Origin of the sequence: Bacteroides sp. AM07-18, from assembly GCF_003602695.1 — a bacterium.
Lineage (GTDB): Bacteria > Bacteroidota > Bacteroidia > Bacteroidales > Bacteroidaceae > Bacteroides > Bacteroides uniformis.
The window spans coordinates 742,672-759,635 of sequence record NZ_QTLM01000001.1; the positions used below are offsets into that span (position 1 = coordinate 742,672).

Annotated in this window: 13 protein-coding genes; 12 read left to right on the forward strand and 1 reads right to left on the reverse strand. The window is 46.3% G+C overall.

Features of this window, described 5'->3' with window-relative positions; translation table 11 throughout:
- Positions 1-104 precede the first annotated feature (104 nt).
- The 11 genes from ansA (at position 105) to DW096_RS03365 (ending at position 14,191) form a co-directional block, all read left to right on the forward strand.
- Positions 105-1,148, forward strand: coding sequence for an asparaginase (ansA, locus tag DW096_RS03315; protein WP_118931153.1), 1,044 nt, complete (start codon positions 105-107; stop codon positions 1,146-1,148).
- 177 nt (positions 1,149-1,325) lie between these two features.
- Positions 1,326-3,608, forward strand: coding sequence for an LruC domain-containing protein (locus DW096_RS03320; protein WP_118931152.1), 2,283 nt, complete (start codon positions 1,326-1,328; stop codon positions 3,606-3,608).
- A 25-nt stretch (positions 3,609-3,633) separates the two neighbouring features.
- The gene (locus DW096_RS03325; RefSeq protein ID WP_005827508.1) at positions 3,634-3,993 is read left to right on the forward strand and encodes a PleD family two-component system response regulator; all 360 of its coding nucleotides are present in this window, start codon (positions 3,634-3,636) and stop codon (positions 3,991-3,993) included.
- A gap of 18 nt (positions 3,994-4,011) precedes the next feature.
- Positions 4,012-5,178 (forward strand): sugar transferase, encoded by a 1,167-nt coding sequence (locus DW096_RS19680; protein ID WP_120028685.1) that lies wholly within the window; start codon positions 4,012-4,014, stop codon positions 5,176-5,178.
- Between the two features lie 34 nt (positions 5,179-5,212).
- Positions 5,213-6,049, forward strand: coding sequence for a TolC family protein (locus DW096_RS03335; protein ID WP_165853736.1), 837 nt, complete (start codon positions 5,213-5,215; stop codon positions 6,047-6,049).
- Positions 6,050-6,059: 10 nt separating this feature from the next.
- Positions 6,060-8,219 carry a hypothetical protein gene (locus tag DW096_RS03340; RefSeq protein WP_117879086.1) on the forward strand — a complete coding sequence of 720 codons (2,160 nt, stop codon included), beginning with the start codon at positions 6,060-6,062 and terminating at the stop codon, positions 8,217-8,219.
- Entirely contained in the window at positions 8,220-9,692 is a 1,473-nt protein-coding gene (locus tag DW096_RS03345; protein WP_117879085.1) for an O-antigen ligase, read from the forward strand. It begins immediately after the preceding gene.
- 10 nt (positions 9,693-9,702) lie between these two features.
- A complete protein-coding gene (locus tag DW096_RS03350; RefSeq protein WP_117879084.1) occupies positions 9,703-10,908 on the forward strand; it encodes a glycosyltransferase family 2 protein in 1,206 nt (401 codons plus the stop codon).
- Positions 10,905-12,026 (forward strand): glycosyltransferase family 1 protein, encoded by a 1,122-nt coding sequence (locus DW096_RS03355; RefSeq protein ID WP_117879083.1) that lies wholly within the window; start codon positions 10,905-10,907, stop codon positions 12,024-12,026. The genes DW096_RS03350 and DW096_RS03355 overlap by 4 nt, the downstream gene beginning before the upstream one ends.
- Positions 12,027-12,038: 12 nt before the next feature.
- Entirely contained in the window at positions 12,039-13,241 is a 1,203-nt protein-coding gene (locus DW096_RS03360) for a glycosyltransferase (RefSeq protein WP_118931151.1), read from the forward strand.
- Positions 13,238-14,191, forward strand: a complete 954-nt coding sequence (locus DW096_RS03365; RefSeq protein WP_118358050.1) for a phosphoribosyltransferase — start codon at positions 13,238-13,240, stop codon at positions 14,189-14,191. The genes DW096_RS03360 and DW096_RS03365 overlap by 4 nt, the downstream gene beginning before the upstream one ends.
- On the opposite strand, the gene DW096_RS03370 is transcribed toward DW096_RS03365, so the two are convergent.
- On the reverse strand, positions 14,171-15,184 hold the full coding sequence (locus DW096_RS03370) for an acyltransferase family protein (protein ID WP_227212639.1): 1,014 nt from the start codon (positions 15,182-15,184) through the stop codon (positions 14,171-14,173). The genes DW096_RS03365 and DW096_RS03370 overlap by 21 nt on opposite strands.
- 718 nt (positions 15,185-15,902) lie before the next feature.
- On the opposite strand from DW096_RS03370, the gene DW096_RS03380 reads away from it, so the two are divergent.
- The gene (locus DW096_RS03380) at positions 15,903-16,844 is read left to right on the forward strand and encodes a DUF4373 domain-containing protein (RefSeq protein ID WP_118358048.1); all 942 of its coding nucleotides are present in this window, start codon (positions 15,903-15,905) and stop codon (positions 16,842-16,844) included.
- Positions 16,845-16,964 lie beyond the last annotated feature (120 nt).

The following is a 16,964-nucleotide window of genomic DNA, read 5'->3' on the forward strand; positions in this document are numbered from 1 at the left end:
AAATAATAAAAGAGACAAAATCTGCAAAGACTTGTCTCTTTTATTTTCTCCCCATCTCATATTTCACTATCTTTGTGCCCGAAAAAAGCTCTAATACGAATATCATGAAAGTCGATTGCCCTTCCGTACTATTGATTTACACTGGCGGAACTATCGGAATGATAGAAAATCCCGAGACCGGTGCGCTTGAGAACTTCAACTTCGACCAACTGCTACAGCATGTTCCCGAACTGAAGCGCTTCAACTACCGCATCTCTTCCTATCAGTTCGACCCACCGATCGACTCTTCCGACATGGAGCCTTCCCTCTGGGCAAAGATTGTAAAAATCATCAACTACAACTACGACAATTTCGACGGCTTCGTCATCCTGCACGGTACCGACACCATGGCCTATACAGCCTCCGCCCTCAGTTTCATGCTCGAGAACCTTTCCAAGCCGGTCATCCTCACCGGTTCCCAGCTTCCCATCGGCACCCTGCGCACCGACGGGAAAGAGAACCTCATCACCGCCATTGAAATAGCCGCCGCCAAGCATCCGGACGGTACCCCTATCGTCCCCGAAGTGTGCATCTTCTTCGAGAACGAGCTGATGCGGGGCAACCGTACCACCAAAATCAATGCCGAGAATTTCAACGCTTTCCGCTCCTTCAACTATCCCCCACTGGCAAAGGCAGGCATCCATATCCGCTATAACGAGCACCTCATCCGACGCCCCGACCCGTCGCGCCCCATGAAGCCGCACTACCTTTTCGACACCAATGTCGTAGTGCTCACCCTCTTTCCCGGCATCCAGGAAAGCATTATCAACTCCGTGCTTCATGTTCCCGGCCTGAAAGCCGTTGTCCTCAAGACTTTCGGTTCCGGCAATGCCCCCCAGAAAGAATGGTTCATCCGCCAGCTGAAAGAAGCCAGCGAACGTGGCATTGTCATCGTCAACATCACCCAATGCCAAAGTGGCGCCGTCGAGATGGGACGTTACGAAACCGGTCTGCAACTTCTCCAGGCAGGTGTCATCAGCGGCTATGACAGTACCCCCGAATGTGCCGTCACCAAACTTATGTTCCTCCTGGGACACGGACTGAACCAAGCCGAAATCCGCCACCGCATGAATTCCGACCTGGCAGGAGAAATCACCAAGATTCAGTAAAGCGGCAATACATAGGGTATATAGTAATATTGATAATTTTCAAGACAAACTTGCATTATCTATCCATACAAAATCGTTAAAAAGCGTTAACCAACACGCTTTTATCCCCCATTAATAAAGCTTATTAGTTTAAATAAACGTACTTTTGCTTACAATCAAGCAAAACAAATGTAAAATATGGGAGAAAATATCCAATACAAACGCTTTCTGCCGCTTGTTATTCTTACAGTAGGCATGCTGCTGCAGGGTTGTAAAGACGATGTTTTTAACCCCGAGAAAGTGAAAGCAGCCTATCAGGACAGGTTTCCGGTCAAGAACATAGACCCGGCTATGGATTGGAAAATGACTCAGCAGGTCCGGGTCAATGTTTCTGTATCCGAAGATACCGGCATCGACTATACCATACGTATTTACGACAAGAACCCCTTAATCAGCCGGTCATCTGCCAAACTGCTGGCAGAAGGCACCGCCAATAATACAACAGTATTTACTACCGTCATGGACTGCCCTTCTGTGCTGACGAGCGCTTTTGTGTGCCGCACCGATGCACACAGCCGCAACATAGTAAAATACGTATCCATCCAAAACGGTCAGCTCCACGCCGCTTTCGGCAGTTCCCCTGCAACTACACGTGCCGCATGGACACGCAGTGTCAGCATCGAGACCTATTCACCGGAAAAGTCCGAGGCGGAAATCACCGCAATGCTATCAAGTGCCGAAGAAATAAGGCCGAATACCGATTTTCAAAACGGAAAAGCCTACAAAATCTCCAAAGACAATATATATAGGAATAAAATCAGCAAGGACGGCATGGGAAGTGACAATCCGGCCATCATCATCATTGAAGGCAGCTGGGAACCCAATGGAAACAACATGACCGTTGAACGAGGCTTCGAATTCTATGTGATTGACGGAGGGGAAATCGTGATACCGGACGAGCACACCTTCACTTTAGTGCAATCCAGCCGGTTTATCGTCTACGCGGGTGGAACCATCAAAGGGAACGACATCGAATTGACCAATGCATCCGGAGGCAGCTACAACTACAATGCCGGCACTATGGAAATAGATGATTTCCATGTCAGCCAGGGAGGAGCATTCTATAATTGCGGTACCGTGCGTGTCGATGAAATGAATTTCGACAGCGGATGCAAATTCATCAACCAGGGCAAAGCCTATATCGGGAAAACCGACAGCAACATCACTATAGACAACGGATGCTATCTATATGCGGAAGAATTTGTAGGCACACTGAACATGGGAGACACCTCTTCTGCAGAGATAGAGGATTTCGGGGACCATAGCAACAATTACAACACCCAAATCACGATGGGTGACAACTCCATGATAACCGTACTTGATGAAGCAGAATTGTCACAAGCACAATTTATGGGTCCAAACAATGAATATGCACTGGTAAAAATCAATAAAATTGAAGATATAGGAAATTTCTCCAGCCAGGGAAACATTCATTATGAAGTGAAAGAAATTGACGATGATATCACCGAGGATATCTGGTGGGAAGCCAAATTCCTTGATGCCATCAAGAACACCGAAGGAACCATATCCAAATGGGGAGAATCCCCCATCACCATTCCTGCCGGAGACTGTACGGGCGAAGGCAATACTCCGGACGAGTCCGGCTCAGAAACCCCTACAGACCCGGTCTCCTATACGTACGTATTCGAAGACAACTTCCCGTTGGTAGGCGACTATGACTTCAACGACGTGGTCTTGGACGTGGAGACCTACTATCACCGCGAGAAAAAGACGAACCACATCAAGCGCATACAGCTCGACGTGACCCTTGCTGCAGCAGGAGCAAGCAAGCCGTTGGGCGTAGGGCTCCGGATTACCGGAATCAATAAATCCGATATCCGGGAAATCAAGACCGGAGGCGACGATTCGCGTTTCCAGGAGTCATTCAACAGCTCGTACAACAAATTCAGGTACAATAACGTTACTTATATGGAAGATTCCGATCCGAGTGTCGTAATCCCCATTGCAGGCGAAGTACACAATGTATTTGGAGTCGAACCGGGTGAGATGGTAAACACCGGCATTGGAGTAACCGCCAAAGAATATACTTATGAAGTCATTATTGAACTGACAGACCAAACTCGGACAGAGCCCCTATTCTCAAAAGACAATCTGGACTTCTTCATCTGTTATCAATATAAAAGCATGGAACAACGCATGGAAGTTCATCTTTACGAATTTTGGGGATATGGCGCCACTGCCGCCGGAACCATACAGCAAGAGAATCTTGACTTAGCAGGCAACAACACGTGGGCAATCTGCGTGCCGTATGGCTTCCGCTATCCCAAGGAAACCATCAATGTTTCACGTACTGACATCCCCGAAGCAAGCGCATATCCGGAATTCATCTATTGGGCCCAAGACAGAACCCAGTATACGGAATGGTACGAACACCCGGTAGAAGAAAATGTATATAGATAAATATAGCAAACAATTATCATAAACAATGAAACAAATATTATTTGTAGATGACAAACCTGCCATAGGCAAGGTACTCTCGGTCTATTTAGGGAAAGAGAATGAGCTGGTTTATTTCGAAGATCCCGTCAGGGCCATAGAATGGCTGAATGAGGGGAACGAGCCCGCTCTCATCATTTCGGACATACGCATGCCTAAGATGACCGGCAGTGAATTCCTGGCATATCTGAAAAGCAATTCACTTTTCAAGGACATTCCGGTTGTGATGCTTTCCAGTGAAGAAAGTACCACCGAGCGCATCAACCTGCTCGAAGCCGGAGCCGAGGATTTCATACTGAAACCTTTCAATCCTATGGAGCTGAAGGCCCGTATCAAGAAATTTCTCTAAACGACAAAATCAATGGATATGTTATATTATATCTACATAGGTAGCAATCGCGTCACCATCGACCACTTGAGCAAAATTGCGGGAGGCATGTTCATGGCTGTTTCATCCTGCAACAAAGCGGCGAAAGTCATCGACGGTATCCGCGAACGGTACAACACATCCATTCTTTACGAAGAAAGCACCCCTCAAAAGGACAGCCAGAATATCACTTTCCTGCACAAGCGCTTCCCCCGTGTCTACATCATCCTCATCACCGAAGGACTGCAGAAGGAACACCGCAAGCTCTATCTGCAGGCAGGTGTCAACAACACCCTTTCCCCCATGGCCAGCGAAGAGAGCCTCCAGCAAATGACAAAATTCCTCCAACTGCGCAAGGAGCATAAGTTGCAGGAATTCAGCCAGTCACACCGTAAGATATTCAACACCTTCCACCTGCCTATGTGGAAGCGCATATTCGACATCCTTTTTGCCGTTGCCGTACTGATTGTGCTGTCTCCCATACTCATCGCGACAGCCATAGCCATCCGCGTGGAAAGCAAGGGAAGAGTGATTTACAAGTCCCAGCGTGTGGGCAGCAACTACCAGATATTCAACTTCCTGAAGTTCCGCTCCATGTACACCAATGCCGACAAGCGCCTGAAAGAGCTGAACGCCCTCAACCAATATAAGATAGAGGAAGAGCTTACGGACGAGCAGCCCGATATCCGCTTCGACGACCTGACCGGCACTTCCGAAGAGGAGGCTACCCTGCTGATTTCGGACGATTTTGTCATCTCTGAAGAAGATTTCCTTAAAAAGAAGGCCCAAGAAAAACAGAATACGTTTGTCAAGATAGAGAACGATCCCCGCGTCACCCGCGTGGGCCGTTTCATCCGCAAGTACAGCATTGACGAACTGCCGCAGCTGTTCAACGTCCTCAAAGGGGACATGAGCATCGTGGGCAACCGCCCGCTCCCCCTCTACGAGGCCGAGCTGCTGACCAGCGACGCGTATATCGAGCGTTTCATGGCTCCCGCCGGACTGACGGGACTGTGGCAAGTGGAGAAACGAGGCGGTACCGGGAAGATGTCGGCCGAAGAGCGCAAGCAACTGGACATTAAGTACGCCAAAGAATTCTCATTCTGGCTGGACATGAAGATACTGTGCAAGACGCTGACAGCGTTTGTGCAGAAAGAGAATGTATAAAAATAAAGATAACAGGAATTATATGGCTTTAGAGATGATAAAAAGATATATCACGTCCATCATTTACAGTGTAATCCTCTTAGGATTGTTGGGGGTACCTTTGTCTGTGGCTGCGCAGCAGGAGTTGACACGGGAGGAGCGCATCAAGATATTGGAGCAACTCAAGATGGAGGATAAAAAAATAGAAGTCAACACATTGGGTTTAATCAGTCCGAAGGCATCTATAGAAATTGAAAAATTAGAGCTTCCTCCTCTATCTGTCTTTCTTGATGCAGTGACAGAGAATGCGTCAGTAAAAAGAGCCCAGTCCCAAGTGGAGCAAGTGAGGAACCAATATCGCCTGGAAAAAAGGAGTTGGTGGAACTACTTCAGACTGAACGGTAACTATTCTTACGGACGCTACAATATTATAGGCAATTCCAGTGACGAGTTCACCTCTGTATACCAGACAACGATGTCAAGTGCCCAGCACAACTTCAATGTCGGGGCCAGCGTTGGGGTAAGTTTAGGGGATTTGTTTAACCGTCCGCTGAAACTGAAAGACTACCGCTACCAGATAGAGCAACTGCAATATACGCAAGAAGGAGTTATGGAAGACCGAAAGCTGAAAGTTCTGGAAGCCTACAATGCAGTTACCGAACAATTGGCTACGATAAAGGCCAAAGCGGAAACAGCTGCATTGTATAACGCACAGATGAAAATTTCTGAAAATAATTTCATACAAGGAGCCATTGATATCATATCGCTTTCTTTGGAACGTGCACGCCGTACCAGTGCTGTGACCAACTATGAACAGAGCCGTGTAGCCCTGCACAATTCTATCGTATTGTTAGAGATGCTGACTAATGTTAAAGTTATAACAGACAAGTAAAATACCAGTTATGAATATAGTACAATTTTTGGCAAGCTTCTTTTACCGCATCCGTTATTGGTTATTGTGGGGAAGCCTCCTTGTTACAGCATTAGTCATATATTTCACACAGTTTTTACCATACAGTTATACGGTAAACAGCAGCCTATATGCAGGTGTAACCAACAGTACCAATCTGGACGGAAGCCAGCTTATCAATATCAATAGTACCTTCGACAATATCATCAATATAGGTAAGTCCAAAAACACTTTGGCAAAGGTTTCGGTACGTCTGCTTGCAACCAACCTCGTATACGGTGATGAGTGGAAAGACAACATGTACATTCAAGCCAAACACTACAGACAACTTGTCCAACTCCTTCCTAAAGAAGTGCTGGCTTTGGTAGACCGTTCCTCTTTGGATAAAACTACAAATAACCTGATGAATTACCGGAAAGAGAACAGCAGTAATTTCGTTTATTCAATTTTCAACCGTCCCTATCCTTTTTATAGCTACGATGCATTGAATACTATTATTATCAAACGACTGGGAACCAGCGACTTAATAGAATTGATATATACTTCTTCCGATCCCGGCATCACACAAAACACACTCAAAATATTGGAAGACGAACTGTTAAAAGCCTATGAGCTTCTCCGGTTCAGTGCAACGAACAGTGCCATTGCCTATTTTGAGGAACAAGTACGCATAGCCAAGAGCAAGCTTACCGACGAAGAAGATGACTTAACAGATTACAGTGTCCAAAAGCAAGTTATCAATTACACTGAACAATCCAAGTCTTTGTCTATAACCAAATATGCAACCGACGACCGCATGGAAGAGGCTCAACGAAACTATGCAAGTGCCATTGCGCTCCGTCAGATGTTAGAGAATAAGATGGATATACGTGCCAAGATTATACGTACCAACACTGGCTTGCTGCAAGAGTTGGATAAAGTCAGCACCCTAAACCAAAGTATTCTTGAACAAGAAGTATTCACCACAGAACAGAGCCAGCAGAACAGCAGTAAACTTCAAAGAGAAAAAGATGCTCTGCAAAAGGCAGAAGAGAAAATCAGTCATCTCTCCGACAATTTGAATGAATATGGTTTCTCCAAAGAAGGTGTAGGCATTCAAGATATGGTGACAGAATGGCTGACGGCATGTGTCAATGAGGCTAAGGCCAAAGCCGAAGTGAAAGTTTTGATTGACCGCCAGCATGACATCGTCAACCAATATCGGGATTTTTCACCCGTAGGTACTCAAATAAAACGAAAAGAGCGTGCCGTAGGTATTGCTGAAGATAATTACCGCCAGCAATTACATGGCCTTGCAGAAGCCCATCTCCGTCTGCAGAACATCAAGATGACGACCGCCAACCTGCAAGTTATAGCATCGCCCGAGTATCCATTGACAGACAACGGCAGAAAAAGGCTTATCTACATCCTTGCCGCATTTTTCGGCAGTTTGGTATTCATAAGCGGCTACTTCCTGCTGATTGAATTGTTAGACCGCACTCTCCGTGACCCGGACCGCAGCAAACGTCTGACCGGACTCTCTGTCATTGCAGCATTCAACGGCGTAAGCAACTTGAAATTCCGTGGATTCCTCAAGGCTTGCAACCGGCTTGCCGCTGCCTATAGTTGCCGGCAAATGAACAACTATCTGCGTCCGGACCGTCCCACCGTCATCAACCTGCTCAGTATGGAGAAGCGTGAAGGAAAATCATTCCTTGCCAAGTACTTCATTGATTACTGGGAAACTGAAGACATGAAGGTACGCCTTGTACAATACGACCACGATTTTGACACACAAACCAAAGCGTATGTACAAGCGCAAGAACTGTCCGATTTCTGGGTATTGAACGAAGCAGAAGAGATACCGGACATCATCTTGGTGGAATATCCCGCTATCAGTACCGCAACATTGCCTATGCCGGTATTGAAGAAAGCAGATTTCAATCTGCTGATAGCCAATGCCGCCCGCTTATGGGGCAAGGACGATGACACGCAGTTGAAGCCGTTGAAGGAAGAACTGGAAGGCACTCCCCTATTCATGTATCTCAACAATGCAGATCGTGAAGTGGTTGAGAGTTTCACTGGAGAATTGCCGCCTCATACTCCTGTCCATAGCTTCTTCAGCCGATTGGCACAATTAGGTTTAACGTCAAAATCAGCAGCTGTCAAATAAATGCAAACGGATATCAAAGGACATAGCATATCTCCCTTGGCGGTCACATTATTAGTGTTCATCATCGGATTAAGCGCAATTATCTATAGCGTACTATTCAGTACGTGGGATATCATTGCATACATTTGCTTTTCCCCTTTTTTTCTAATAATACTGATACAAGCATTTAAGAACCCATTCATCGGCTTATGCTTTTTGTTTACATTCAATTACTTCTTTATACTTTGGTATAGATATACGTTAGGAACCGGATTAAGTGTCTGGTATGACACTTCAACTATCATATTGTTTGTAGTATTTTTAGTATATTCTTACCATCAAGGAAAAGTTTCATGGAAATACACAAAAAATATTCTTACATTAGGAGGTGGTATATGGGCGTTATATACCGCAGCGGAAGTAATGAATCCAACAGCTGTCACAGAAGCCTGGATCTACTCCCGCGGAATTATATACAGCACCTTCATCGTTTCATTAATCGGTGTCCTGACGATAACTTCCTATAAACGGTTACGTATTATCCTATTTTTTCTCTCTGCATTTACCTTAACAGCTGTTGCCAAAGCCGCCTACCAGAAATACTTCGGCTTTGATGACATAGAAATGAACATGCTGATTGAGACAGAGATGTACAAAACACACTTTCTGCCTGGCATTACACGCTATTTTTCTTTTTTCACTGATGCCGGAAATTTTGGTTCCAATATGGGTTTTGCCGCTATTTTATTCGGAATTTCGGCAATCTTTATGAAAAAGCGCTCCATAAAGATATATTTCATTGCCGTTACAGTCTGTGCCATCTATGCTCTATTCATTTCCGGAACACGTGGAGCTTTATTCGTCCCGATAGGAGGCATCATTCTATTCACCTTCCTAAGTAAAAATGCCAAACTAATGGGAGCCACAGCCATATTCGGTTTATGTGTTTATCTTTTCTTCGCCCATACTTATATCGGAGAAGGCAATCCTCAAATCAGACGCATGCGTACAGCCTTCAGGCCGACTGATGACCCTTCATATATTGTCCGCCAGGAGAACCGGAAGAAATTAGCTGAATATCTGAAATACAAACCTTTCGGCGAAGGGCTCGGCTTAGGAGGAGTAGAAGCCAGAGTATACGGAGAGCGCCTCACCACCATGACTCCGCATGACTCGTCTTATGTAAAGCTTTGGATGGAAACCGGCATTGTAGGGTTGACACTTTTCCTTACCATATATATAAGCGCATTGTTAAGGGGATGCTATCTTATCATGTTCCGGATTAAGAACGAAGAACTGCGCGGTGTACTCACAGCCATTGCCTGCGGAATTTTCGGGCTGATGATAAGCGCTTACGGGAATGCCTTCTTCATGCAATTTCCTACGGGCTTCATGGTCATTTTATTTTTATCTGTCCTGCTTAATGGGGAACATATAGACCAGCTGTTGACAGAAAAACTGAGAACGAAAAAAACAATAGAAAAAATTAAATAGAAAAACAGATATGAACGATTTTTTTTCCATATTCAATCCCGAGTGGTGGATGGATGAGAACAACAATGCCTTGCAAATGACGGACGCGGTTCTTTTTTTGTTACTGGCCATCCCCGTAGCGTATTTGTTTATTTACGCATTGGCTTCTTTGCGAAAATACAAGAATCCTTATCCGCTCGCCAAAAAACAGCACCGGTTCCTGGTCCTCTTCGTTGTATTGAGAAATGGTAAAGAAGTAATAGAGTCCATCAATCATTTCCTCGATACACAAATCTATCCGAAGGACAAATATGACATTGCAGTGGCCGCCACGCAGTTGCCCGAAGAAGATTTGGTGACACTGCTCCAGATGCCGGTCAATATCGTTGTTCCCGACAAAGAACACTGCACAAAGATATACGCCATACAGCAAGTCATGGAGCGTTATTCTCCCCATGAGTATGATGCCATTACCATATTCAATTCCGACAATAAGATAGTTCCCAATGCGCTGGAGCTTTTCAACAATGCATACTACTCCGGATGCGATGCTATCCAGGCACACCGCATGACCGAGAACTTGAATACGAACATTGCCATACTTAATGCCACCAGTGAGGAAATCAACAACCACTTATTCCGCAAAGCCCATACCATACTCGGCTTTTCGTCTGCCCTCATAGGTTCCGGCATGATGTTTGACTTTGAGATGTTCCAGAAAATCACTCCACGATTGTCGGGGAGCGACTTGGCAAAGGCCACAGAAATGGAGCTTTTAAAGGAAAACATATACACCGAATATATGGAAGAAATCATATGCTATTGCAAAAAGACGGATGACACATCAGGCTACAGCAGGGAACGCCAGCGCTGGTTGGGTTCGCAATACCGCAGTTCCCTATTGGCATTAGGACAGTTTCCGATAGCATTTTTACAAGGAAAATGGGATTTATGCGAGAAGCTGTTCCAATGGTTGCTTCCATCCCGTTTTCTGCTCATTGTGTACATCACAGTGTGTGCCGTCGTAATGACACTGCTGGAATGGCCACTGTCCATCAAGTGGTATGCCCTTTTAGCCACTTTATTCATCACTTTCTTAATGGCTATGCCCGAAGGGGAAATCAACCGCAGATTCCGTCGCGCTTTCTGGTCCCTGCCGATATTGGTATTCACTTCTTTCATGAGCCACATCACAAGAATATTCAGAATAAGGAAGAAAGGAAATGCAGCAAAATGAGAATCGCCATCGAAGCCCAACGCATTTTCCGCAATGACAAGCATGGCATGGACTTTGTCATCCTGGAGACACTGAAAGAACTGCAAAAGCGGAAAGACGGTAATGAATATTACGTATTTGTTGCCCCGGGAGAGGACCGGTGCCTGGAAGAATCGGAGAATCTCCATATCATTGAGCTTCGCTGCCCTACTTATCCACTGTGGGAGCAGATAGCATTGCCCCAGGCTGTCAGGACGTTGAAAGCAGACTTGCTGCATTGTACATCGAATACAGCTCCGCTATGGTGTCCCGTCCCATTGGTGCTGACGCTTCATGACATTATTTATCTGGAACCGCGTCAGCATCGCAGTCCTTCCTTCTATCAGGAAATGGGATGGCATTACCGCCGCCTGATTGTTCCCCGCATCCTGAAGAAAGCAAGAAAGATTATTACAGTTTCGCAGTTCGAGTGTACCCGCATACGGGAAGCTTTGCAGCTTCCCAAAGAAGTCATTAAAGCCGTGTACAACGGCTACAGCGCTTACTTTACGATGCAGGAAACACCCGATGAGAGTATTGTGCAGAAATACATACCGCACCCGGACTTTCTTTTCTTTCTTGGAAATACAGACCCCAAAAAGAATGCGGCGCGTACCCTGAAAGCATACGCGTTATATCTGCAAGCATCCCAAACGAAACGCCCCCTTCTCATTGCCGATTTAAAAGAAGAATATATCGACCAGCTTCTTCAGCAAGAAGGAATCATCGGGATAAAAGAACACCTGTATTATCCGGGATATATCAGCAACAAAGATTTAGTAACCCTTTATAATGCAGCATTTGCATTCCTCTATCCTTCCTTGCGTGAAAGTTTCGGAATTCCTATGCTGGAGGCTATGGCTTGCGGCACTCCTGTAGTGACGAGCAACGTTTCGGCAATGCCCGAAGTTGCCGGTAAAGGTGCCATTTTAGTCGACCCTCAAGAACCGCAAAAAATAGCAGATGCCTTGCTACGTCTGGAGAATGATGCAACATTCTATCAGCAACAAGTAAATTACAGTCTGGAACGTGTAAAACTGTTCTCCTGGAAACACACAGCAGAAGAATATGTAAAGATATATCACAGTATTCACCAGTAATCGGCAAACATCATGAGAGACTTCATCATCACCAGCCTGCAAACATGGGACATCGAAATAGGTAGTACCATCAAGAATACTGCATTGGAAATTTCAAAGCAGAACCGGGTGCTCTACATAAACACTCCGATGGACATTTCCATCCGGCTGAGAGGGAACAGACAATCTCCGTCATACATCCGGCGTATGGACGTCATCAAAGGAGAGGCTTCACCACTCCGGCAAATCAACGCCAACATGTGGGTACTGGACTGTCCTTTCACCGTGCTCTCGGCCAATTTCCTGCCCGCATCGCTTTTCAATATCGTCAACAGAAAAAACAATGCCCGCATAGCTCGATGGATTGTAGAGCAGGCCACCGCGCTCGGCTTCAAGAATTACATTCACCTCATTGATACAGACATTTACCGCAGCCGCTATCTGAAGGAGTATATCCATCCGGCTGTCAGCATCTATTATCGGCGCGACTACATCATAGGCGAGGCCTACTGGCGCAGGCACGGCACTCGTCTTGAGCCGGAATTAGCAGCCTCTGCGGACATTGTTCTGGCAAACTCCACCCGTTTTGCCGCAGAGTTGCAACCCTACAATCCCCATACCTACCCCATTGAAACCGGCGTAAACCTGGAGCTGTACAATCCGGCCAAGAAGTACGAAACACCCGGTGACATGCAAGACATTCCACGCCCTATCATCGGATATATGGGTACGATAAACAGTACCCGCCTTGACGGAGAACTGCTTTATCAGATAATAAGTCAGCGTCCCGATTATAGTTTTGTGTTCACCGGACCAGAAGATGACATTTTCCGTCGGAACCGTATCCATAGTTTGAAAAATGCCTATTTCACCGGACAAAAAAAAGTGGACGAATTACCGGCCTACATAGCTGCCTACGATGTCTGCATCAATCCGCAAATGGTGAACGAGATTACCGACGGTAACTATCCGTTGAAAATAGACGAATATCTGGCTATGGGTAAACCCACTGTCGCAACCAGTACCCACACCATGCGCAACATATTCGCAGGTCACACGCACCTGGCCATCAACCCGGAGGAATGGCTTGCGGCCATAGACCGTGCTGTGACCGAAGCTGACTACAAAGAACTGGCCAAACAGCGCATAGCCTTTGCCGAGACCCACAGTTGGGGGCATAGCGTGAAGAAAATATATGACATAATCGATAAATTCCTGAAGGAGAGAACTACATGAACTATCGTAATATAGATGACCTGAACCATTGCATCCTGCAACATCTCAGCATTCTGCCACGGGATTTCGACCTCATCGTCGGCGTGCCCCGCAGCGGCATGTTCCCGGCCAATCTGCTGGCGCTCTATCTGAACCTGCCGGTCACGGACATAGATTCTTTCCGCAACGGACATATCTATCAGGCAGGAGAGCGCGGCAAGACTTTCAATATGACCGGCATCCGCAAAGTATTGGTGGTGGATGACAGCATCTCCAGTGGAAACGCCATGAATAAATGCAGGATATTGCTGCAGGACCTCAAGGACAGCTATGAAATAAAATACTGTGCCATTTACAGCACACCCGAAAACACCAAAAGCGTAGATTATCATTTTGAGATTCTGAGCTATCCCCGTTTCTTCCAGTGGAACATAATGAACCACTCCATCCTGCAAAAATCATGCATGGACATCGACGGCGTGCTTTGCGCAGACCCCACTCCGGAAGAGAACGATGACGGCGAGAAGTACCGTCATTTCCTGCTGAACGCTCCTCCGCTATTCATTCCCAAAGTCACCATTGGCACACTGGTCACTTCACGCTTGGAGAAATACCGTCCGGAGACGGAAGCCTGGCTCCGGAAGAACCATGTGAAATACAATAAGCTTGTCATGCTGGACCTGCCGGATATGGCTGCACGCCAACGGGCGAATTGCCACGCCTCCTTCAAAGCCAAAGAATACGGTTCATCCACCGACTACATGCTGTTTGTAGAAAGCTCTATGCCGCAGGCTGTGGAAATCAACCGCCTGACCAAGAAACCGGTACTTTGTACAGAAACTTTCCGGATGATTTATGAGTCCAAATCACTATACTATAATCTGAAGTCGGGAGAAACATGCCCGTGGCTACGGCGTTTTATGATAAGGGTGCGCAACAGACTGAGAGCATTATCTCCTTCCAAGAAATAGCATTCGCAGCATTTTGGAACAGTTAAACAGTTTGTCTACTAATACCGGCCCGATTGTTGCAATAAAAGTTGCAGACAGCAATATGGGGACAATCGCATCAATCCCCATCATTTTCAGTATAATCCGCCCACCGGAAGTACCGAAACCATGAAAAAGATAAATACTGTACGCATAGCCGCCTATCCAGACAAAAAAACGGTTGTGCCACTTCGATGCCAGCAGCAGGAACAAGGTGGGAATCAACGTCACGGGATAAAGCAGCATGCTCAAAGAGGCGTATTTACCGGGATAGAACCACACTATCTGTATCAAGACAATCCCCCATAGCGCCACGGCAAGCAAGACACGCCTGACAGCCGGACGACTGCAGAGCGACACAGCAAAACGGCAGGAAGCCACACCGACAAAGAAATAGGGCAATTGCCCCAAAGCACCCTTGAAACTGAACAGGTCGGGAACCTCATGCAGAATCCATACATCATTTATCCTACTAAACACCAGAGCCACCACACAGCAGATACTCCACTTGCCCAGAGTGTCCATCCACTTCCGGCTGTCTATCCACCATTGCACCACAAAAATCAAGAACAACGACGGCAGATACCAATATATAGTGTAAGGAAATATATATATGCGCCACAACTGGCTGAGTTCCCCTTTATTATTGGTGCCCGGCATCAGATACTGTACCAGAAAATACAACGTGCCCACCGCCGCCATCGGCACCAGCAAGCGCAACGCTTTTTTCCGGACAAAACTTCCAAAACCGGAAGATGCGGAGAAAGGCTTCAGTGCATAAACCCAACCGGCAATGGCGGTAAACAAAGGCATCTGAATATAATCTATCCATACATAGAAATAACGCAATGGGTGGGGAAAATCAATCTTCATGCCGCCATCGGGCCCGGAACCGATGACATGTCCCACCACTACCAATAGAATAGCGATGCCACGCAAAGTTTCAACAGATAAGTTTTTTTCCACATTTGCCATATTGCAAATATACGGAATTTTTCTGTAACCGGTCTCACTATTTCCTTCTTTATTCCTGCATTGACGCACTTTTAAAATTGTAAAAATACATCTCCTTCCGGGTAAAATCCGTATCTTTGCCATGTTTTTCTTAAAAACGTACAATGAGTAAAAAAAGTAACCCTGACCCTCTATAGCGAGGGTCAAAACGCAGTAAGCATCGAAAAGAATACTGCACACAGTAGAAATCCATTATTGGATCAGTTGGAAATCATTGCAGAGGCAATTGGCGGCTTACTGGAAGGGAAATCGTCTTTCTCCCAAAGCGAACTGCGCAGTCTGGCCCACATACGGCAGATGACACGTATGCACAAAACAAAGTCCGGAGAGTAATAGCTACTGTGAATCAAATGTTTACGAATGTAACAAGTAGAAGGCCGCCTAAAGAGAGGGCTCCACCGGCTACTTTCTGTAAAAAAAATCACATATTTCACCATTGTATGCCTAAGCACCCGAAAAAAGGCGGGAACACACGCAGAATAGCTTCTGAGGCCGATGAAATACTGCTAAACCTACAAAAGTCCATTTGCAGGCTTGTTCTGTTATACGTAACTTTGCCGCATATTTTAAAAGATATGACCGCTGAACAGTCTCTCCCTTACACATCACTATGAAGCCCTTCTATCCTTTCAGAATATAAGATAACTATCAGGAAATAGAAAACTAATACACGAAGAAAATGATTTGGTTCAAACACCCCAACGATTTGCCTAATGACAAAAGACTGGCCGCACTCATCGACAATGAAGGATGCAGGGGCTATGGCATGTATCTGCGCATCATCGAGATGCTCTGTGCACAGCCCGACAGGAAACTCAGTTTCAGTCAACTGAATATTATTTCAAGAAAAGGGTTCTCCAAAAAATACATGGAGAAAATCATCTGGGAATACAAACTTTTCACTATCCACGAAGAAGAATTTGAATCAGCCATCAACTTCAACTATACGGAAAAAGGAAATCATTTGCAAAATGATTTGAAAACTCCAGAAAAAACGGAGGATGCGAAAAATGAAGATAAATCACTGAACAACAGTGGTAATACAAACAAAACCAGCCTCGCGCGCGTAAGAGAAGAACAGAATAGAGAAGAACAGATGAAGAGAAAAGACGACGATGTCGTCCAAAAGAACGGCGGCGACGGCGGCATCACTCCCTACCAGAGCTGGAGGAAGCAAGTGGATGGCTTGTCGAAAAATCAACTGTTCCGTGAAATGGTCTGCATGAGAAGCGGATACAGTGTCCTGCTGAACAAGCATTTTGATACGGCACTGGAAGAATTCAAGAAACACATCGTACTCCTCGGAAAAGAGGAGAAGATGAACAGCCAGGAAGAAGTGCGAAGCTACTTCACGTTCTACACCCAAGCCGGCCAGCGCACCTCGCAGGAACTGCACATGCTGTTGCAGGGCCTCGAAAAGCAGCAGTCCGCCACCGCTCCTCCCGACCCCCATCGCTACGAGCAACTGGTGAACGGACGGCGCACCTACCTGGGCTGCCCCATCCCCGACGGAGCGCCGCCCCGACCGGACAATACCGCCTTCTGGAACGAAACGACCCGTTCGTGGACTTCGCAAAACCCGCCGCCGTCATCGAAAAAGCCGAAACAGAACCCCGGCTGAAACGCCACACTCCGGCATCCGGAATGCCACACGTCAGTGTTCCGAATGCCACATGTCAACGTTCCGAATGCCACACCTCAGCACGTCCCAAGTGTGGCATTTACCCTCGTGAAGTGTGGC